Genomic DNA, 19,124 nt, shown 5'->3' on the forward strand with positions numbered 1-19,124 from the left:
GGAGGCCATTGACGTAGCCGCGCGGCGCCTGCCGCGCGGGCTTCGTTCAGGTCGGAGCGATCAGAAAAACCCGACCTTGTTCGGATTGTAGGACACCAGCAGGTTCTTGGTCTGCTGGTAGTGGCCGAGCATCATGTGATGGTTCTCGCGGCCGACGCCTGATTGCTTATAGCCGCCGAAGGCCGCATGGGCGGGGTAGGCGTGATAGCAATTGGTCCAGACACGCCCGGCCTGAATGGCGCGGCCCATGCGGTAGGCGCGGCTGCCGTCGCGGGTCCACACGCCCGCGCCGAGGCCGAAAATCGTGTCGTTGGCGATCTCCACCGCTTCTTCCTCGGTGTCGAACACCGTGACCGACAGCACCGGCCCAAAAATCTCCTCCTGGAAAATGCGCATCTTGTTGTGGCCGCGGAACACGGTGGGCTGCACATAATTGCCGCCGGCGAGATCGCCCGGCAGTTCCGCCCTGCCGCCGCCGATCAGCAGTTCGGCGCCTTCCGCGAGGCCGATGTCGATATAGGAGAGGATCTTTTCCATCTGCTCGCGGGAGGCCTGGGCGCCGACCATCGTCCTCTGGTCGAGAGGATCGCCCTGCACGATAGCGCCGATGCGCTTCAGGGCCTTTTCCATGAAGGAGTCATAGATTTTTCGCTGCACCAAAGCGCGGCTGGGACAGGTGCATACTTCGCCCTGGTTCAAGGCGAACATGACGAAGCCTTCCACGGCCTTGTCGAGGAAGGGGTCGTCCTCCGCCATCACGTCGGCAAAGAAGATGTTGGGCGATTTGCCGCCGAGCTCCAGCGTCGCGGGGATCAGGCTGTCGGCGGCATAGCCGGCGATCAGGCGGCCGGTCGAGGTCTCGCCGGTGAAGGCGATCTTGGCGATCCGTTTGGAGGAGGCGAGCGGCTTGCCGGCCTCGACGCCGAAGCCGTTGACGATATTCACCACGCCCGCCGGCAGAAGGTCGGCGACCAGCTCGGCCCAGACCAGAATGGAAAGCGGCGTCACCTCGGCCGGCTTCAACACCACGCAATTGCCGGCGGCGAGCGCGGGGGCGAGCTTCCAGGCCGCCATCAACAGCGGAAAGTTCCAGGGGATGATCTGGCCGACGACGCCCAGCGGCTCATGGAAATGATAGGCCACGGTGTCGGCGTCGATTTCCGAAATGCCGCCTTCCTGCGCGCGTATCGCCGAGGCGAAATAACGGAAGTGATCGATCGCCAGCGGCACGTCGGCCAAGGTGGTCTCGCGGATCGGCTTGCCGTTGTCCCAGCTCTCGGCTTCGGCGAGCAGGGAGAGATTCTGCTCCATGCGGTCGGCGATCCGGTTCAGGATGCGCGCGCGCTGTGCGACGCTGGTGTTGCCCCAGCCGTGTTTCGCCGCGTGGGCGGCGTCCAGCGCCGCCTCGACATCCGCGGCGTCCGAACGCGCAACTTCGCAAAGGATCTGCCCGTTGACCGGAGACGGATTCTGGAAATAGCGGCCGCTCGAAGGCTCGACCCATCGGCCCCCTACGAAATTTCCGTAGCGCTCTTTGAACTTCGGTTGAATCGAACGGATGAAGGCCGGCTTGTTCATGGGGGTTTCCTCGGTTGGTTACGCGCCGTTGTTCCGGCGTCGTCCGAAGAAAACTCTACCCATAGGGCGCCGTCCGCCAGCGTCGGACGATAGGCCCCGGCGCAGTCTGTCGCAGTTTTGCGACACTCGGGCGGGTTCGATTTTTTCAGTGCGTATTGGAAATGCCGAGCTTGTTCATCTTGCGGTGCAGCGTCGCCCGGCTGACCCCGAGCAGCCTCGCCGCGGCAGAAACATTGCCTTCGGCGCGGGCGAGCGCTCTGCGCACCGCGCCGCGTTCGGCTTCGACCAGTTCGGCCTCGCCGCCGCCGCTTTTGGGCAAGAGGAGATCTATGGCCGGCAGCTGCGCGGCGATGCGGGCGTCGCAGATATCGAGTTCCAGCCGTGCCGATCGGGTTGCGCCGATGATGAGATCATGGCGATCGACGGCAAGCAGCGAAGCCCCTTTTCGGCCGGCCCCCGGCGACAGCAGAATCCGCGCATCGGCGAAGAATTGCCGGAAATTGAGCGCCTCGATTTCTTTCGCGGCGTCGGCCAGGGCGACCGTGATCAGCCCGATCAGCCCTTCCGATTTTATCTCGCGGGAGCAGGAGACATCGAGAGCGGCGGCGAGTCGGCCCTGATGGTCGTAAATCGGCGCGACGGTGCAGCTCAAGCCGGTATTGCGCGCGCGGAAGTGCTGGTCGCGATGGATCGTGAGCATGCGGGCTTCGGCGAGGCAGGTGCCTATGCCGTTGGTGCCTTCGCGCGCCTCGCTCCACATTGCGCCGAGCCGCAGTCCCCAGTCCTGGAAAACGACCTCGTCGGTTCCGCGGCCTTCGATCGGCACGCCTTCCTTGTTGGTCAGCAACACGCAGCAGCCGAGCTCGGCGACGGCGCCGAACAGCCGATCGAGCGGCGCTTGCGCCACATGAGCCAAGGGCTCGAGTTCCGCGCGGGCCTGGCGCAGTTCGGCTTCGGTGAGGACCTCGGGCGGGCGGCTCTGGCCGGGATCGAGCCCATGCACCGTCATCGAGCGGCGCCAGCTCGCGGCGATCGCCGAGGTCGCCGGCGCAATCTCGTTCTGGACGACCGAACGCACCAGATCCGTGTGCCTATGTGCGATCCGCCCGACCATTAAGTCTCTCCGGCGCAAGAAGGAAAGACCGAGCATAAGCCCTTTCCGATCGGGATGCACGCGGCTCCAGCGCGGGCGAGCCTCTGGCGCAATGCGGATTGATCGGAGCGATCGTCGCAGAATTGCGACAGGCGGCGCAGCGATCCTCCGCGCCCCACTGGCGGTCGCGGCCGCCCTGATGGACGTTCTCCAGCGGCGCGAGCCGAAAGACCGGCTCTTGCTCCTCCTCTCGACAGACAGCGCACGTCGGCTCCCGGGCGTGCGCTGTCACCCGCCGCGGGAGCGAGCCGATTTTTTCAAGAAACGTCGCGCCACGGAGGAAAACCAATGAAGAAGTTCCTGGCAGCCTCGTCTTTCGCGATGCTGACGCTCGCTTTAGGCAATGGCGCCTGCGCCGACGAATTGCTTGAATTGCAAAAGGACCCGACACAATGGGTGTCGCCGACGGGGGACTACGCCAACCTCCGCCACTCGGCGCTCAAGCAGATCACGACGGAGAATGTCGGCAAGCTCGTCGTCGACTGGCAGTTTTCGACCGGCGTGTTGCGCGGTCACGAAGGCGCGCCGCTGGTGATCCACGACGTCAAGATACCCGCCGAGCAGAACGACGGCAAAGTCGTCAAGCCGGCCTATGTCACCGACGTGATGTATCTGCATACGCCATTCCCCAATGTGGTCTACGCCCTCGACCTCAAGGACCCCGATCACAAGGTCCTCTGGAAATATGCGCCGCAGCAGGACGCCACCGTCATTCCGGTGATGTGCTGCGACACCGTCAATCGCGGCCTCGCCTATGGCGACGGAAAAGTCTTCCTCGCGCAGGCCGACACCACGCTGGTCGCGCTCGACGCCGCGACCGGCGCCTCGGCTGGCAAATCAAAAGACAAGCCGATCTGGTCGGTCAAATTCGGCGATCCTTCGAAAGGCGAGACCTCGACCGCGGCGCCGCATGTGTTCAAGGACAAGGTGGTGGTCGGCAACGCCGGCGGCGAATATGGCGTGCGCGGCCAGATCAGCGCCTATGACATCAAGACCGGCGCTCTGGTGTGGCGCGGCTATTCGACCGGCCCGGACAGCGACACGCTGATCGACCCCGAAAAGACGACGCATCTCGGCAAGCCGGTGGGCAAGGACTCTGGCATCAACACCTGGCAGGGCGACCAGTGGAAGTTCGGCGGCGGAACCGCCTGGGGATGGTACAGCTACGATCCGGAACTGAACCTGATCTATTACGGAACCGGCAATCCTTCGACCTGGAATCCGGTGCAGCGGCCCGGCGACAATCGCTGGTCTCTGACTCTGTGGGCGCGCGATCTCGACACCGGCAAGGCGCGCTGGGTCTATCAGACCACCCCCCACGACCAGTGGGACTATGACGCCGTGAACGAACTCATTTTGGTCGATCAGGAGATCGGCGGCAAGAAAGTGAAGACGGCGGTTCACTTCGACCGCAACGGCTTCGGCTACACGCTCGATCGCGTCGACGGTTCTCTGCTGGTCGCGGAAAAATTCGATCCGGCGGTCAATTGGGCGACCAGGATCGACATGGACAAGGAGTCGAAGACCTATGGCCGGCCGGTCGTCGACGAGAAATTCTCGCCCGAGAAGCACGGCGAAGACGCGACGACGCAGGGCGCCTGCCCGACGACGCTCGGCTCCAAGGACGAACAGCCCGCCAGCTACGATCCCAAGACCGGCTTGTTCCTCGTCCCCACGAACCATGTCTGCATGGATTTCGAACCCTTCCGCGTGAGCTATTCGGCGGGCCAGCCCTATGTCGGCGCCTCGGTGGAGATGTTCCCCGCCGACCGCGCCAAGGGCGAAACCCACACCGGCAATTTCATCGCCTGGGACGCCAAGACCGGCAAGATCGTGTGGGCCAACAAGGAGCAGTTCTCGGTGTGGTCGGGCGCTGTCTCCACCGACGGCGGCGTGACCTTCTATGGCACTCTCGAAGGCTATCTGAAGGCGGTCGACACCAGGACCGGCAAGGAACTGTTCAAGCACAAGACGCCTTCCGGCATCATCGGCAATGTCATCACCTATGTCGTGAACGGGAAGCAATATATCGCGGTGCTGTCGGGCGTCGGCGGCTGGGCCGGCATCGGCCTTGCGGCCGGCCTCACCAAGAGCAACGACGGCCTCGGCGCGGTGGGCAATTATCGCAGCCTTTCCAACTACACGGCGCTCGGCGGCGTGCTGACGGTGTTCTCCCTCCGGGATTAAAACCCGGACCGTCTGCGCCGAGTTCTCGCGCCTGGCGCCTCCCGGTCACGGGACGCCGGGCGCGGGTTTTTTGGGGGGGCTGGCGGCGGCGGACGCGTGGGTCGGATGACCCGGCGGCGCCAGGGTTGAGCGGGTAGCTCGGGGCGAAAATGATCTACCGCCTGCCCAGGGGCGCTCGGCACACCGCCCCCTCCCTCAGAGCCGCCAAGGCGCCTCTACGATTTCAGGCTGAGTCGCTCCAGCTCGGCGTCGAACTCAAGGCGTAATTGATCGCGCTCCTCAGCCGGCAGCCAGTTCGCCATTTGGGGAAAGATCAGTTGGTTGAGCCGCGTTGTCGACGGGGACCAAGGCGATCCTTCACGAACGGCGCGCACCTCGCCGAGCATCGCGTGCAGGCGCAGGCGGATTGCGGCCGGGTCGACCTTTGGCGTCGGCGTTGCCATTGGGGCATCACCGCCAAATAGATCGCCTTGTGCCGGTCGATATCCAAAGAGATCGGGGGCGTAGTCCGTCATTGCCTTCAACGCTCTGTCTATGTAGCTGTCCCGTTATATCCGAAGGAGCGGCGGGCCTGTAGTCGCGCCTGGAATAATCCACAACCCATCACGGTGGCGGGAGCAGAGGCGCTGCGCAGACGCGTTCAAGAAGGCCTTCCTGCGCGGGCTCGATCTTCACCAGCCGGCCAAGGACGTGAAGAAGATTCATCAAGTCGGTCGTGTATTCGTCGAGCCAATGGTCGGGCTGGATTTTGTCGAGCGGCGAGGGCGGGCGGCGATCTCCGATAATGGGGCGAGAGCGGTCGAGCTTGCGATAGCTGAACCATTGACGCAGCACGTTCTTCCCGGAGACTTCGTAATCCCAGACGGTCTGCGGCACATTGTCGATCACGCCCGCGCCGATGCGGAGACGTCGCGTGGCGGGGTCATACTCCATTGTATTCGGCAGGGCCTCCGGCGCGCCGGGGATGCCGCCGCCCGCCGGGATAACCGGGCCTTCGCCTTTCGGCAGGCGCGGAGGGCCTGCGGGACGGCCTGCCTTGGGGTCAGAGAAACGCTCGCCATAGCAATGGAGCCAGACGACCTCTTTGCCGAGCTTTACGGCCTCCGAAAACAGCGCCGCGTCGGCGGTGAGCGGAACTCGGAGGCCAGGTCGTATGAGGTCGGATTGAAAACGCCTCGTGAACGCCGGATGTGCGAGAAGGGCGGCGATATAGGCCATGACGTCTTCCGCGCCAACTTGGAAGCCATAGGCGGTTGCAAAATGGAGGATCAGTTCGGGTCTGATGTTGGGGACGGTAGCGGCGGCGTCTCGCCATAGCGGAAAGACGCGACCACCAAAGGAGCCCTTATAATGGTCTTGGTCTGGGACAATTGCGGCAAACGACAGAGCCGGGCCGGAAACTGGCGAACTTGCGTCTAGAGCGGTTGCGAAAACTTGCTTTTTCGAAACGCTGTTCCACAAAGGCAGGCGAGCGGAAAGAATCAGGCGATTATCCGGGATAATCCACTGTAAATCGAAGGTTCGCCACGCATAGCGCGTGGGCTTGATAACTGGGCCTTTATCATTCGCGACGGTTGTCTCCCGCTTCTCATGCCCATTTAAACCGTCCTTGACGACCTTATTTGTATGACGGTCAGCAAGCTCCCCATGGCGGAGCGTTGGGTGGAAAAGTGTCTCCTTACACGCAGGGTCTTTTTCGCCGATCAGCTTATCCCATCGAGTTTTCAAGCTCTCGGCGTCGGGAGCGATCACCCAAGTTCTCCCACAGAGGACTCCCGAACTCTCAAACCCGAAAATCGCTTTCAACGGGAGGAAATCTGCCCAGAGGCCCTGCGATTGGGAGAGAAAGGGATCGCGCCAGCCGTTCGGCCCAGCGGCCCACCCGGCGCCAGCGACTGACATCTCAGCGAGCGTCTTGAACTTCTCCTCACGCTTTCCCTCGGGCAGTGCTCGAAAATGCAGCCGCGCCGGCTGCGTTCTGTCTTTTCCGGGCGGGCGTACGGCAAGCACGATGCAGACCGGCTGCTGCACGCCTTGAAAAATGCGTGTCGGCACTTCCGGCTGGTGGCCTTCCGGCGAGCAATCGATCACCCAAATATCCGAGCAGTCGCGACGCAGATCGTCGCGCATCTTCTGAAAGCCTGGCCCGTTCAGAAAGCCTGCGACGGTGATGAAGCAGACAATTCCCGAGCGACTTGGCTCTGGTTCGCCGGTAGTTTCAGCATGACCCGAGCCAAAGACCTTCCATGTCGCCCAGCGCCAGAAATAGACATAGAGATTTTTGAGATGCTTGGCATGGGCGCTTACGCCCCATGCCGGCGGCGGCGACCACGAATCCATTGCAGATGGCCGGCCAGCGCTACCTTGCTCTATCCAGCCTCCGCGCCCCTTCGCCTTCTCCTTGTAAGGCGGATTGCCAATGACGACGGTGATCTTCTCGTTGCGCTTGATGTCGTTTGCCTGTTTGCGGGACTCGCCAATCGGGGCCGTCAGTGAGGAGAACTGGGTCTGCGTCGCGTAAGGATCGCCCAAGGTGTCGGTAATAAATAGGCGCAAGGCGGGCAGGTTGCCGCCGTCGCCATCCTTCACGCTCATCAACGTCTGGATTTCAGCCATAAGCCGTAGTTGCGCCACGGCGAAGGGGCCGAACTGCATCTCGAAGCCGATCAACCTGTTGACCGCGGCGGCGACAGCGCCCGGCACGGCGCCGGGGCCGAGGTCGTTTTCCACTGTCTGCGCAATTTTCTGCAATGCGCCCAGCAAATAAGCGCCCGTGCCGACGGCAGGATCGGCGAGGGTCACGTCATGGGAGGCGAGCCCCTGGGGCAGGCCGAATAGCGCCGGTTCCCGCAGCGCCTCATCCACGAGCCGCACCATGGCGGCGACGACCTCGGGCGGAGTGTAGTAGGAGCCCGTGCGCTTCCTGAGCGCATTGTCATAGACGGCGAGGAAGTCCTCGTAGAAATACAACCAAGCGTCGGCGGCGCCCTTGGTCAGAGTCGGCCAGTGCACGGCATCAAGCACGCGAGCGAGCGTGCGGAGAGCGCTGTCGAGCGCCTGCTGGACCTCAGAACTGTCGGTCAGCAGACGGAGCGCGGTGCCGATCAAGGAGTTGGTCTTTTTCAGCGCCAGAGCCGCTTTGTCGATCCCGTCCTTTAACTCAATGTCGCGAGCGCGAGCGACAAGCAGGCCGAAGGTAACCGCCTGCGCGTAGCCGTCGGCGAACTCCGCGTCGGTCGCTTGCGGGAAGAGCAGCCCGCGCCATTCGGTCGCCAATGAGGTGAGGCCTGGATTTTTCGCTTCCAACTCCTCCGTGACCTCGTCGCGCAAGAGGCGACAAAGTCTTGCCGTAGTCTGAGCCAATTGGGGGACAGAGCGCGGTGGTGTCGGGCTCCAGATCAGGAAATCAGAGATCAGAGGCAGGAAGCTAGCCGGAGCCGCGAGCTTCGCGCCGGAGCTCCCGACGTCGCCTTCAAGCATCACAAGCTTGTCGATGAGTTCGCCATTGCGCCAAAGGCTGAAGGCGTTGCCATCGGTATAGAGCAGGTTCGGCAACGACTTGAGCTTCATCCACTGCTTTTTGTCGTGCTCGTCCGTGAAACGGCGCGGGTCGGCGCCCTTGCCCGGCGCCTTGACCTCAATGAAGCCGACGAGCGCATTTTGAACCGTGACGGCGTAATCGGGACGAGTGGCTAGCGCGCTCAGCGTGCTCTCGCCGACCAACGAAACAGTCTTTTCTGGTAGACCAATAAGCGACGTCAGGTCCTCGAAGAGCGCTTCCAACGGCGCGCGCAACTGGTCCTCGGGCGCGCCGGCCGCGGCCTTATTCGCGAGCTTGGCTTTGCAACTCGCCCCAAATGTCGAGATGGCGTTGGAAACGGAATGCGAAGAAGTCACTCTCGAATCACAATTTGAGATGGGCATCGTTCGCGGTTACGATGTGGCAGCATCGGCGTTCCCGCAAGCCCATTAAATTTTTGGCCGCCAAATTGTGCGGTTAGCGGGGAGGCTGATGGGCATCAGGCCCAAGGGGGCGCAATTCTGCGCGTACTGTGATACAGCGCAATTGGTGCCCCTGGCCGGAGTCGAACCAGCACTCCTTGCGGAACTCGATTTTGAGTCGAGCGCGTCTACCAATTCCGCCACAGGGGCGACGAGCGGCGCAAAGCCGTCGCGCGGCGCGGATATTAGCCGCCAAAACGCCGCCGTCAACCCGCCGTCAAGTTTCCATGTATTAAACCGTCTCGCGCCGCGGCTCGCTTTCTTAAACTTTCGCCCGGTGCTATCGGTGGCCAATGTTCAAGAAACTCTACCAATGGACCATGTCGCTGGCGTCGAGCCCGCACGCCGAACTCGCGCTGGGGCTGATCGCATTTGCGGAAAGCTCGTTCTTCCCGATACCGCCGGATGTGATTCTGGTGCCGATGTCGCTGGCCGAGCCCAAGAAGGCGTGGCGCTATGCGGCCCTGTGCACCGTCGCCTCGGTCGCGGGCGGCGCTCTCGGCTACGCCATCGGCGCGCTGCTCTATGACACGGTGGGGCAGTGGCTGATCCATCTCTATGGCTATGAAGCCAAGATGGACGCCATGCGCGAGTTCTACGCCAAATGGGGCGCCATCTTCATCCTGGTGAAGGGTTTTACGCCGATTCCCTTCAAGCTGGTGACGATCTTCTCCGGCCTGTTCGCCTATAATTTCCCGCTGTTCCTGCTGCTGGCGCTGATCACGCGCGGCGGGCGGTTTCTGGTGATCGCGGCGGCGCTCAACCATTTCGGCGATCAGATCCGCGACAAGCTCGAATCCCATTTCGGCTGGTTCATGGGCTCCATGGCGGCCATCGTGGTCGGCGGCTTCGTCGTCGCGGTAAAGCTGTTCTGATGGCCGGGGCGTCCGCCATGGCCCGCGCCGGCGTGACGGTCGGCGTCGTCTCGCTGCTGATCCTCGCCGTAGCTGTGGCGACCATCGCCGGCGCCTGGACCATGGAGGGGATGGGCTATATCCCCTGCGAACTCTGCCTGCTCGGGCGCAAGCCCTATTATGTCGGCATAGGGCTCGCCGCGCTCACCGCTGTTTCGGCCTGGCGCGGCCGCATCGCCCTGGCGCGCTGGGGGCTGATCGGCCTTGGCGTCGTCTTCGCCGCAGGCGCCGGGATCGCGGCCTATCACTCCGGCGTCGAGCTGCATTTCTGGCAGGGGCCGACCGAGTGCTCCGGGGCTCTATCGGGGGTTCTCTCCGCCGATGATTTCATGGCGCAGCTGAAGCACATTAAGCCCGTGCGCTGCGACGAGCCCGCGCTGCTGATATTCGGCCTCAGCCTTGCGGTGTGGAGCGCTGTGATTTCACTCGGCCTCGCCGCCGTCGCGCTATGGGGCTGGCGGCGGGCTTCGCGGCAAGGTTAGAGCGTTTCCAGCCGAAGTGGAAGCCGGTTCGGCGTAGGAAACGCGTCAAAACAAAAGCTTAGAGTGTTTTCGTGTTTCCGTGAAACATGAAAACACTTTAGGGTTGCTTCGCGGCGCCGGGGAGTTCCTTGCCCGCAGCGGTGCGGAACAGCTCGGCGAAGCTGAGCAGCTCGGCAGGCGCGAGATCGGACACCGCGACGAGGCCGCGGCCTTCCATCGACCAGGCGACGACGGGATAGCCGTCCAGGGTCTGCATCCGCGGCTCTTTTCCAAAGTCGCGGCTGGTCTTGCCGAGTTCGGTCACCGAAATCAGATGCGCGCGCCGTTTATAAACCAGCGTCGGCGCCGCCAGGCCTTCGATGATGTCGATGCGCCCGCCGACCAGCGGGAAGCCTTCGCTGGCGAGGTCGACCACGATCGTCGCGACCGGCAGCTTGCCGGCGAGCCAGGGTTTGACCGTGTGCCGGTCGGTTGAAGCCACATCGGTGGGCTGGCCTGAAATCTGGCCCCGCATATGGGCGAAGACGATGGCCTCCACCGCGGCGTCCGGCGCGGTCGCCACTTCCACGAAATGCTGCAGCCCGAGAGTGAGCAGCGCGGTCGCTGCGATCGCCGAGCCATAGCCGCGCCAGTCTCTCTTTTGCCGCGCGGGTCTTTCCAGCGGTTCCGCCAGCGCGGCGATGCGGCGGCGCAGTCCTTCCGGCGCCGCTTCGCTTCCGATGTGGGCGGCGAGCGCCTTGCGCAAGGCCGCCATCCGCACATATCGCTCGGCGAGCGCAGGGTCTTGCGCAATCTGGCGCTCGACCTCCAGCGCCCCTTTGGCGTCCAACTCGCCGTCGAGCAGGGCGTTCAGCAGCAGGTCCAGGCTCTCGTCGTCGTGCGTCATGACGAGGCTCCCAATTTTTCGATCAGCATCGCTCTCGCCCGCGCCAAGCGCGACATCACCGTGCCGATGGGAACGCCGGTGGCCTCGGATATCTCGCGGTAGGAAAGGCCGTTCGCTTCGCGCATGATCAGCGTTTCCTTGAAGGGCAGGGGCAGCGCTTCGATCGCCTCGTTCACCGCCCGCCGGTCGGCCGCCTCGATCAGCGCGGCGTCGGGAGCGGGCGCGCTCGGCGCCGTCGCGCCGGCTCGGGTCTCGACGTCTTCCGCCCCGCCGGCGAGAACGAGCGCGGCCGGGCGGTTTTTTGCAAACCAGTTGTAAGCGGCGTTGCGCACGACGGTCAGCAACCAGGCCCGGGGGTTTTCAACCCTTCGTTCCGGAGAGGCCTGCAGGGCGCGCAGACAGGCGTCCTGCACGATGTCTTCGGCGTCCGTGCGATTGCCCGCAAGCCAGCGCGCCAGCGAATAGGCGTCGTCGAGATGAGGCAGCGCCTCCTCCCGAAAGCGTCTTCGCGCCGCTTCGCCGGGCTCTTTGCCGCTTTCGTTTGTCAAGGTGTGACCGTGATCCTGCCCTTCATCATCGGATGCAGGCCGCAAAAGTAAGCGATCTCGCCCGGTCTGTCGAAAGTAATGGCGAAGCTTTCATTCGTGTCCATCGCTTTCGACCGGAACTTCACCGTCTCGCCGACGACATTATGGGGAATGTCGTCGCGATTGACGAAAGTCACCTTCGCGCCCGCTTTCACTTTGAGCTCGCTGGGCGTGAAGGCGAAATTGTCGATCGTCACCGTGGCTTCTTGCGCGCGCGCCGCGCCGCAAAGAAAGAAGCAGAGTCCGACGGCCAAAGCTGTGCGTCTCATCCTCGCCTCCTCAAGCGCTCAGCGTCGTATCGACGACCGCGAGCGGTTTCCTGACCTCTTTGAGCGTCACCGCGGTGACGCCCAGCACCGAGCGAAGCTGCTGCGCGGGCACGAGCATGGGGCCGGGAGAGGGCGCCGATCCGGGCGCCGGCTGCGGAAAGGCGGTCGAGCGGGCGGTATGGAAGGTGACGGCGCCTTCGACCTTCTGCATGATCTGGTGAATATGGCCGTTGAGCACGGTCACCGAGCCGAAGCGGGACAAGAGCTTGAGCGCCTCGGCGCCGTCCTGCGTGCCCCAGCCCCATTCCGCTGCGATCGTCCACAGCGGCATATGGGCGTAAACGACCAAGGGCGTCGAAGCGCTCTTGCCTTCGAGATCCCCGGCCAGCCAGGCGAGCTGCTCCGGTCCGAGATAGCCCATGCCGCCCGCCTTTAAATCGAACACGTTGACGAGGCCGACGAAATGGACGCCGCCGTGATCGAAACTGCGCCAGCCCTTGCCGTTCGAACCCTTGCCGTAGCGGGCGAGGAAGGCCGCGCCGTTGTTCTCGTCGACGATGTCGTGCTCGCCCGGAGTGTAGTGAACATCGAGCTTGGCGGCGCCGATGAGCTGGTCGGCGTCGTCGAATTCCTTAGGCTTCGAGAGATGGGTGATGTCGCCGGTGTGAATCAGAAAGGCGGGCTTCGCCGGCAAGGCGCCGATCCTGGCCACGGCTTCGGCGAGCGTCGCATTGGGGTCGGGATTGGCGGGCTTGTTGAAGCCGATATGGCTGTCGGAAATCTGGGCGAAGGAAAAGCCCGAGGTCGCGGCCTGCGCCGCGCCGATCAGGCTCGAGGTCGGCACGCCGCCTTCGAGCGTCCAAAGAAGGCCGGTTCCGGCCCAGGCCATGCAGCTCAGCGCCTGCCGGCGGCTGATGTCGATGTCGTTGCTCATTGCGGTCTCTCCCCCCGGCGTTTGCCGCCGGACGTCTATGAGACCGCATGGGGGAAGCGTTTATTCCCGCGCGGCGGTATTTATTTTATTCCACCGCCAATCGCGCCCGTGCGCGCAGCTTTTCAGTCTCGCTCTTCAACTGGCCGCAGGCGGCTAAAATGTCCCGCCCGCGCGGGGTGCGCACCGGGCTGGCGTAGCCGGCGTTGAACACGATGTCGGAGAAGCGCTCGATCGTTTCCCAGTCCGAGCATTCATAGGGCGCGCCGGGCCAGGGGTTGAAGGGAATGAGATTGATCTTGGCCGGCACGCCCTTCAACAGCCGCACCAATTCCCGCGCCTCGGCGGGCGAGTCGTTGACGCCTTTCAGCATCACATATTCGAAGGTGATCCGCCGCGCGTTGGAGGCGCCGGGGTAATCCCGGCAGGCCTGCAGAAGCTCGGCGATGGGGTATTTTTTGTTGAGCGGCACCAGCTCGTTACGAAGGGGGTCGCGCACGGCGTGGAGCGAAATCGCCAGCATCGGCCCGCATTCCTCGCCGAGCCGCTCGATCTGGGGCACGACCCCCGAGGTCGAAACCGTGATGCGGCGCTTGGAATGCGACAGCCCGTCGCCGTCGCTCATGACCTCTATGGCGTTCTCGACATTCTCGAGATTATAGAGCGGCTCGCCCATGCCCATGAACACGATGTTGGACACCGCCCGCACGCCTTCGCCGCTCGGAACCAGCCCGTCGGTCGGGCGCTCGAAACCGGGGAAATCTCCCAGCCGGCGCCGCGCCACCATGAGCTGGCCCACGATCTCCCGAGAGGTGAGGTTGCGCACCAGTTTCTGCGTGCCGGTATGACAGAAGGAGCAATTCAGCGTGCAGCCGACCTGCGAGGAGACGCAGAGCGTGCCGCGGTCGCTCTCTGGGATATAGACGCATTCGATCTCGGCCGGCCTGTCGGTCACGCTGGTCTGGGCGAGGCGCAGCAGCCATTTGCGGGTGCCGTCGGCGGAGACTTGCTCCTCGACGATCTCCGGCAGCTCCAATGAAAAATTCTGGTCCAGCCGCTCGCGCAAGGTCTTGGAGACATTGAGCATGGAGAAAAAGTCGCCGGCGCCGCGGAAATAGATCCAGTGCCAGAGCTGCGAAACCCGCATCCGCAATTCGCGCTCGGGCAGGCCGAGCCCGCGCAAGGCTTCCAGAAGCTCGGCGCGGGTGAGCCCGGCGAGGGAGGGCTTTTGGGCGGCGGGCGCTGAGGCCGGGGCCGTGGCGGACGAAGACATTTAAAACCTCGAAGTTGACGCGCGGACTATAGCACGGGGAAACGCGTCTTTGCGTGAGTTCGGCGGGTTTTGTTCAGGGCGATGGGCGAAGGGCCCTCCATGATCATTGGCGGGCATATGGAGGCGATCCCGCGCCAGGTGAGTCCGATCAGGTCTCGCTCCAGAAATAATGCCAGACGCCGTCGGCGCCGAAGCCCATGCGCATGACCCGCGGGCGGCCTTCCTCCTGGGAGTGGGCGAGATCGGAAAAGCGCACGCAGCTCCATTGCGCCCGTTCTTCGGCTTCGGTGGCGGGAGGGCCCGGGAATGCCGGCCACTCGTAGATCGTCACCGGCCCGCGCTGGATCCTGGCGTAGGGCTGCGAGAGCACTGCCCGCGCGAGATTGAGGATTTCAAATCCGCGGCTGTCGAAGGACTGCGCGCGCAGAATGGCGATAGGGTCTGTTCCGGCGGGATGTTTTCCCGCGCCGCGCTCGAACATGGGGCGGGTTTCGTTCCAGTCTATCGGGATGCGCAGGGCTTCCAGCTCGCCCTTGTCGCAGGCGGCCAAAATCTTGTCTCTTATCGCCGCGACCTGCTGCGGAAGGGCGGATAGGTCGGCGATGGGCGCTGACGCGGCGTCGGGGGCAGTTTTTTTGGGCGTCATGAGGGCCTCGGGCGGTCGTGGAGTCGAACAGGAGTGGTTATCGGGGACGGATTCGATTAGGAGATTATGGCTGGATGATTGGATGACCCGGACAGGAAATTCGATGTCCCTGAAATGGAGGAAGGCGGCCGCCATTTTCGGCGCGCTCATCCTGCTCTATCTTCTCGATACGCTGACCCGAGCCTTCTCGATTTCGTTCAGGCTCGGCCATGATAGTTGGACCGAGGAGCGGTTCAAGCAAACGATCGAGCTGGCCAAGCCCACGATCGAGGCGCTGGAGCGCTATCGGGCGCGGCATTCGTTCTATCCGGTAACCCTGTCCGAATTGATCGGCGAGGCTATGCTCCCGGCGAACGCCGCCAGCGGCTACAAATACCGGGCGGAGCCCGCAGAATATATTTACACATCCCCTGCATGCGAGGCGCGTTGGCGCTCGGAATTTCAGGGCTGGATCATGAAGTCCCCCGCCGAAGTCCAGCGGCTGCAACAAGCCTTTTTACAGCAATGCGTCTCAGGCTATCGGCAGGCGACGCTTCAATCTCCGGATTTCGGTCATGAATCGGGCGATCCGCTGCCGAATGTGGACCGCTGGGCCTATTACAGCACTTTCTCCCGAAGCCGGACGGTCGGCTGGTGCTCGCATGAAACGGGCGAATATATTTCCCAGCGGCAGGATGTGGCGTCGAACGGCAAATGCCGGTAGCGCTGGCCGTGTGGAATGGCGTTTCGCGCGATGGATATGAACGGGTTGGGCTGGACCTTTGACTGATTCTGAGGAAATTCTGGCCTCCAAAGCGAGGCTTGCATGACGGACGATCGTTCTTTTGCGCTGTTCCTGGACGTGGAGACGACCGGCCTGGGCGGGGACGACAAGATCGTATCCATCGGCGCGATCAAGCTCGACGCCGTTAAGCTGTCAAAAGGCGTGTTGGACTTCGAGCCGTTCCATCTGGTTTTCGATCCCGGCAGGAAAAGTCATCCCAAAGCCGAAGAGGTCCACGGGTTTGACGATTGGTTCCTGAGACACCAGGACCCCTTTGACGACCATGCTTCCGAGATCCACCGGATCGCGAACGGCTGCGAGCTTTTCGTCGCTCACAACGCGGCGTTCGATCTTACGTTTCTCGAAAGAGAATTCGAGGCTTGCGGCCTCGCCATGCCTGCCGCCGAACGATATTGCACGATGGCGGCCTATCGCGCTTCGGGGCAAGGCGGATCGGCCTCGCTGTCGAGCGTCTGCCAGAGGTTGGGCCTCGGGCGCCAGCGGGAGCGCCATGACGCGCTGCATGACGCCTGGCTCGCCATGCAGGTCTATCTTTGGCTGCATAAAAGCCCGCTCTACAAGACCTCGTTCTCTGCGGTCGCGGATTCCGGATTTCAGAACCTGCGCGAAGTTCCGCCGCGGCCGGAGGGGCCGCTGCCCAGACGCAAAGCGCGGCGCCGCGAAAAAGCTCTCGCCTGATGGGGCCTGGACGCGAGCGGCGTCGGTCGGGTTTCTTCGTCGCCCGCTCGCGCTGAAACAGTTTCCTTACATCCGCCATTCAATCGGATAAACTCGCGGGCCTGGAGCGCCCATGAAGTTCTGGAAGCCTAAAGCCGCCGAACGGCCTGATCTCGCCATGCTGGAGCTGATGGCGCGGCGGTCGCAGAGAATGCTGCTCGCCGAGCGGGCGCTGCGCCTCGGCGCCGCGCTCGCCAGCCTCGCATTGTTTTTCCTCGCGCTTTCCTGGTCGGGAATCTGGCTCGAAGTCGGGCCTCTCTTCCGCGTGATCGGCGTCGCCCTGTTCGGTCAGGCGGCGCTGACCCTGTGCCTGAGAGAGCTGTTGCGGGGTTGGCCCAGCCGTAGCCTCGCCTTGAGGCGGCTCGACGGCGGGGACAGCAGCGGCCTGCGTCCCGCGACCGCGCTGGAGGATCGGCTGGCGGCGCAAGACCCGGACCCGGCGACGGCGACGCTCTGGGAGGCGCATCGCCGGAGGCTCGAGAGAGCGCTCGGCGCTTTGCGCATCGCTCCGCCGCGGCCGGAAATCGAAAAGCGCGACCCTTACGCCTTGCGCGCGCTCGCGCTCGTCGCCGCCGTCGCCATGGCTTTCGCCGCCGGCGACAGGAAGGCCGAGAGACTGCGCGCCGCCTTCGATTGGCGGGGCGCCGGCGCGGCCAGGGAGACGGTGCGTTTCGACGCCTGGCTCGATCCGCCGCCCTATACGGGACGGCAGGCGCTCGTCCTCGAAGACAAGGACATCGGCCAGACGGTCGAGGTTCCGGTCAATTCGATTCTTCGCGTGCGTTTTGGCGGCCGGGTCGAGACGGAGGGCGCGTTGCAGCCCCTGGCTGGGGAAGGAGAGGCGCCGAAGGCCGGGCCTGCCGAACAGCGGTTCAAGCTCGCCGGGCCGGCACGGCTGAAATTGCCCGACGGACGCGCTTTCAACTTCGCCGTGATCCCGGACAACCCGCCCCGGATCGAACTGAAGGAGCCGCCGAAGAACAATTTTCGCGGCTCGATGACGCTCGCCTACAAGAGCGAGGACGACTATGGCGTGATCGGCGCGCAGGCGCTTCTCTCGCTTCCCCCGGGGCGCCGGGTTCTGTTCCCGCCGCCGTCATTGCCCTTGAGCCTGCCGCAGGACCAGGGCGGGCGCGGGGAGGCGCAGACCACGCTCGACCTGTCCGACAGTCCCTGGGCCGGAGCGCAGGCGACGCTGAGGCTGGAGGCGCGCGACGAGGGCGGCAATGTCGGCCTGTCCGAGCCGATCGAGACGACGCTGCCGCAGCGCCATTTCAGGAAGCCGCTGGCGCGGGCGCTGGCGGAACAGCGGCGCAAGCTCGCGCTCGATCCCGACGATCGCGGCAAGGTCCGGCTCGCGCTCGACGCGCTCTCCATAGCGCCGGACGCTTTCGATACGCCGTCCTCGATATATCTGGGCCTGCGCATGGCGCGCCGGGATCTCGAGGGCGAGCGCAGCGACGAGGAACTGAAGGAAGTCGCCGACCTGCTGTGGGCCATGGCTCTCGGGCTGGAGGACGGCGATCTCAACCAGGCCGAGCGCGATCTGCGCGCCGCCCAGCGCAATCTGAAGGAGGCGCTGGCGCGCGGCGCCGACGAGCAGGAAATCGCGAAGCTGACCGAAGAGTTGCGCGACGCCATGGCCAAATTCCTTCAGGGGATGTCCGAGCAGGCGCAGCGAGACCGCAATCCAGCGACGGCCCAGAGCCAGGCCGGGGAAGGGCGCGAGATATCCAAAGAAGAACTCGACAAAATGCTCGAGGAACTGGATCAGGCCAACAAAGCGGGAGACACGGAGCGCGCTCAGGCGCTGCTCGATCAGCTCACGAATCTGCTGGAGAATCTGCAGCCCTCACAGGGCTCGCGCGGCGCGAATTCGCAGATGCGCCAGCGCGGGCAGAGCCTCTCCGAATTGGACAGACTGTCCCGCGAACAACAGCAGCTGCGGGACGAAACCTACCAGGGCGGCGCCGAAAAATCGGAAGGGCGCCCTCAGGCGGGGCGCAACGGCGCGCAGAAGGGCGCCGCCGAGCGGCAGAAAGCCCTGCGCGAGCGCCTGGAAAGCCAGCGCGACGCGCTCCGTCGCTCGGGCGAAGGCGCGCCCGCCGATCTCGACGAAGCCGACAAGGCGATGAAGGAAGCCGAGCAGGCCCTGGAGCAGGGCAAAGCCGGAGCGGGCAAGGCGGTGGAGGCTCAGGGGCGGGCGCTGCAGGCCCTGCGGCGCGGAGCCGACGAATTGGCGCAGCGGGGCAAGGGCGAAGACGGCCAGGCCGAAGAAGACAGCGACGGCGGCCAGGGCGGGCAATCGCGCGGGCGTATGGGGTCCGGCCAGGACCCGCTCGGCCGCGCCGCCGGAGCGCAGGGTCGCTATGATTCGCATTCGCGCTACGACCCTATGGGCCTTCCGCCGGCGCAGAGGGCGCGCAAGGTGCAGGATGAGGTGCGGCGGCGACTCGGCCAGCCCGAGCGGCCCGCCGAGGAGCTGGATTACCTCCAGCGCCTGCTGAAACGCTGATCCAATCGCATCTTGGGCATGGGTCGGGCTCGGACTGTTTGGGCTCGCCAAATGAAGCGGCGTCGCGTTGGCATCGCGCGGAGCGTACGCTCCGCGGCGATCCAGAGAGGGCGCGTCGGTTGGTCTGGATTGCATCTTTTCTCGCTCCTCGCAGTGACCTCGAGGGGGATGCGCACCGACGCCGACTCGAAGCCTTCATC

At 64.2% G+C, this 19,124-nt stretch carries 16 protein-coding genes and 1 tRNA gene; 6 read left to right on the top strand and 11 right to left on the bottom strand.

The features are described 5' to 3' along the window. Positions 1 to 60 precede the first annotated feature (60 nt). Complete coding sequence (gene exaC, locus H2LOC_RS03710) at positions 61 to 1,578, bottom strand: acetaldehyde dehydrogenase ExaC (protein WP_136495156.1); 1,518 nt, start codon at positions 1,576 to 1,578, stop codon at positions 61 to 63. Positions 1,579 to 1,723: 145 nt separating this feature from the next. After that, a complete protein-coding gene (locus H2LOC_RS03715) occupies positions 1,724 to 2,692 on the bottom strand; it encodes a helix-turn-helix domain-containing protein (RefSeq protein ID WP_136495157.1) in 969 nt (322 codons plus the stop codon). Positions 2,693 to 3,019: 327 nt separating this feature from the next. On the opposite strand from H2LOC_RS03715, the gene H2LOC_RS03720 reads away from it, so the two are divergent. Then, entirely contained in the window at positions 3,020 to 4,918 is a 1,899-nt protein-coding gene (locus tag H2LOC_RS03720; protein ID WP_136495158.1) for a methanol/ethanol family PQQ-dependent dehydrogenase, read from the top strand. Between the two features lie 215 nt (positions 4,919 to 5,133). Here H2LOC_RS03720 and H2LOC_RS03725 read toward each other — a convergent pair whose 3' ends face one another. The 3 genes from H2LOC_RS03725 to H2LOC_RS03735 form a co-directional block, all read right to left on the bottom strand. Beyond that, complete coding sequence (locus H2LOC_RS03725) at positions 5,134 to 5,433, bottom strand: hypothetical protein (protein WP_136495159.1); 300 nt, start codon at positions 5,431 to 5,433, stop codon at positions 5,134 to 5,136. 88 nt (positions 5,434 to 5,521) lie between these two features. Further along, on the bottom strand, positions 5,522 to 8,815 hold the full coding sequence (locus H2LOC_RS03730; RefSeq protein ID WP_246206971.1) for a type ISP restriction/modification enzyme: 3,294 nt from the start codon (positions 8,813 to 8,815) through the stop codon (positions 5,522 to 5,524). A gap of 170 nt (positions 8,816 to 8,985) precedes the next feature. Then, positions 8,986 to 9,070, bottom strand: a tRNA-Leu gene (locus tag H2LOC_RS03735). A gap of 143 nt (positions 9,071 to 9,213) precedes the next feature. Between H2LOC_RS03735 and H2LOC_RS03740 the strand changes: the two genes are divergently transcribed. Both H2LOC_RS03740 and H2LOC_RS03745 read left to right on the top strand, forming a co-directional pair. Beyond that, complete coding sequence (locus H2LOC_RS03740; RefSeq protein ID WP_136495161.1) at positions 9,214 to 9,795, top strand: YqaA family protein; 582 nt, start codon at positions 9,214 to 9,216, stop codon at positions 9,793 to 9,795. Beyond that, the gene (locus H2LOC_RS03745; protein ID WP_246206972.1) at positions 9,795 to 10,316 is read left to right on the top strand and encodes a disulfide bond formation protein B; all 522 of its coding nucleotides are present in this window, start codon (positions 9,795 to 9,797) and stop codon (positions 10,314 to 10,316) included. Before H2LOC_RS03740 ends, H2LOC_RS03745 begins: the two co-directional genes overlap by 1 nt. A 97-nt stretch (positions 10,317 to 10,413) precedes the next feature. On the opposite strand, the gene H2LOC_RS03750 is transcribed toward H2LOC_RS03745, so the two are convergent. The 6 genes from H2LOC_RS03750 to H2LOC_RS03775 all read right to left on the bottom strand — a co-directional run bounded on the left by H2LOC_RS03750 (position 10,414) and on the right by H2LOC_RS03775 (position 14,908). Further along, positions 10,414 to 11,202 carry an anti-sigma factor family protein gene (locus tag H2LOC_RS03750; RefSeq protein ID WP_136495163.1) on the bottom strand — a complete coding sequence of 263 codons (789 nt, stop codon included), beginning with the start codon at positions 11,200 to 11,202 and terminating at the stop codon, positions 10,414 to 10,416. Further along, positions 11,199 to 11,750, bottom strand: a complete 552-nt coding sequence (locus tag H2LOC_RS03755; protein WP_246206973.1) for a sigma-70 family RNA polymerase sigma factor — start codon at positions 11,748 to 11,750, stop codon at positions 11,199 to 11,201. Before H2LOC_RS03755 ends, H2LOC_RS03750 begins: the two co-directional genes overlap by 4 nt. Further along, on the bottom strand, positions 11,747 to 12,058 hold the full coding sequence (locus H2LOC_RS03760; RefSeq protein WP_136495164.1) for a cupredoxin domain-containing protein: 312 nt from the start codon (positions 12,056 to 12,058) through the stop codon (positions 11,747 to 11,749). Before H2LOC_RS03760 ends, H2LOC_RS03755 begins: the two co-directional genes overlap by 4 nt. Positions 12,059 to 12,068: 10 nt before the next feature. Then, positions 12,069 to 12,992 (bottom strand): metallophosphoesterase family protein, encoded by a 924-nt coding sequence (locus tag H2LOC_RS03765; protein ID WP_136495165.1) that lies wholly within the window; start codon positions 12,990 to 12,992, stop codon positions 12,069 to 12,071. A gap of 85 nt (positions 12,993 to 13,077) precedes the next feature. Beyond that, entirely contained in the window at positions 13,078 to 14,262 is a 1,185-nt protein-coding gene (gene rlmN, locus H2LOC_RS03770; RefSeq protein WP_136495166.1) for a dual-specificity RNA methyltransferase RlmN, read from the bottom strand. Positions 14,263 to 14,410: 148 nt separating this feature from the next. Continuing rightward, positions 14,411 to 14,908, bottom strand: coding sequence for a hypothetical protein (locus tag H2LOC_RS03775; RefSeq protein ID WP_136495167.1), 498 nt, complete (start codon positions 14,906 to 14,908; stop codon positions 14,411 to 14,413). Positions 14,909 to 14,990: 82 nt separating this feature from the next. Here H2LOC_RS03775 and H2LOC_RS03780 point away from each other — a divergent pair, with 82 nt between their 5' ends. The 3 genes from H2LOC_RS03780 to H2LOC_RS03790 all read left to right on the top strand — a co-directional run bounded on the left by H2LOC_RS03780 (position 14,991) and on the right by H2LOC_RS03790 (position 18,924). After that, positions 14,991 to 15,611, top strand: coding sequence for a hypothetical protein (locus tag H2LOC_RS03780; protein WP_136495168.1), 621 nt, complete (start codon positions 14,991 to 14,993; stop codon positions 15,609 to 15,611). Between the two features lie 102 nt (positions 15,612 to 15,713). After that, positions 15,714 to 16,370, top strand: a complete 657-nt coding sequence (locus tag H2LOC_RS03785) for a 3'-5' exonuclease (RefSeq protein WP_136495169.1) — start codon at positions 15,714 to 15,716, stop codon at positions 16,368 to 16,370. A 112-nt stretch (positions 16,371 to 16,482) separates the two neighbouring features. Continuing rightward, positions 16,483 to 18,924 carry a TIGR02302 family protein gene (locus tag H2LOC_RS03790; RefSeq protein ID WP_136495170.1) on the top strand — a complete coding sequence of 814 codons (2,442 nt, stop codon included), beginning with the start codon at positions 16,483 to 16,485 and terminating at the stop codon, positions 18,922 to 18,924. Positions 18,925 to 19,124 lie beyond the last annotated feature (200 nt).

This window comes from Methylocystis heyeri, assembly GCF_004802635.2.
Classification (GTDB): domain Bacteria; phylum Pseudomonadota; class Alphaproteobacteria; order Rhizobiales; family Beijerinckiaceae; genus Methylocystis; species Methylocystis heyeri.

Coding starts and splice junctions, on each gene's coding strand:
- exaC (WP_136495156.1), bottom strand. CDS start 1,578: ATGAACAAGCCGGCCTTCATCCGTTCGATTCAACCGAAGTTCAAAGAG.
- H2LOC_RS03715 (WP_136495157.1), bottom strand. CDS start 2,692: ATGGTCGGGCGGATCGCACATAGGCACACGGATCTGGTGCGTTCGGTC.
- H2LOC_RS03720 (WP_136495158.1), top strand. CDS start 3,020: ATGAAGAAGTTCCTGGCAGCCTCGTCTTTCGCGATGCTGACGCTCGCT.
- H2LOC_RS03725 (WP_136495159.1), bottom strand. CDS start 5,433: ATGACGGACTACGCCCCCGATCTCTTTGGATATCGACCGGCACAAGGC.
- H2LOC_RS03740 (WP_136495161.1), top strand. CDS start 9,214: ATGTTCAAGAAACTCTACCAATGGACCATGTCGCTGGCGTCGAGCCCG.
- H2LOC_RS03745 (WP_246206972.1), top strand. CDS start 9,795: ATGGCCGGGGCGTCCGCCATGGCCCGCGCCGGCGTGACGGTCGGCGTC.
- H2LOC_RS03750 (WP_136495163.1), bottom strand. CDS start 11,202: ATGACGCACGACGACGAGAGCCTGGACCTGCTGCTGAACGCCCTGCTC.
- H2LOC_RS03760 (WP_136495164.1), bottom strand. CDS start 12,058: ATGAGACGCACAGCTTTGGCCGTCGGACTCTGCTTCTTTCTTTGCGGC.
- H2LOC_RS03765 (WP_136495165.1), bottom strand. CDS start 12,992: ATGAGCAACGACATCGACATCAGCCGCCGGCAGGCGCTGAGCTGCATG.
- rlmN (WP_136495166.1), bottom strand. CDS start 14,262: ATGTCTTCGTCCGCCACGGCCCCGGCCTCAGCGCCCGCCGCCCAAAAG.
- H2LOC_RS03775 (WP_136495167.1), bottom strand. CDS start 14,908: ATGACGCCCAAAAAAACTGCCCCCGACGCCGCGTCAGCGCCCATCGCC.
- H2LOC_RS03780 (WP_136495168.1), top strand. CDS start 14,991: ATGACCCGGACAGGAAATTCGATGTCCCTGAAATGGAGGAAGGCGGCC.
- H2LOC_RS03785 (WP_136495169.1), top strand. CDS start 15,714: ATGACGGACGATCGTTCTTTTGCGCTGTTCCTGGACGTGGAGACGACC.
- H2LOC_RS03790 (WP_136495170.1), top strand. CDS start 16,483: ATGAAGTTCTGGAAGCCTAAAGCCGCCGAACGGCCTGATCTCGCCATG.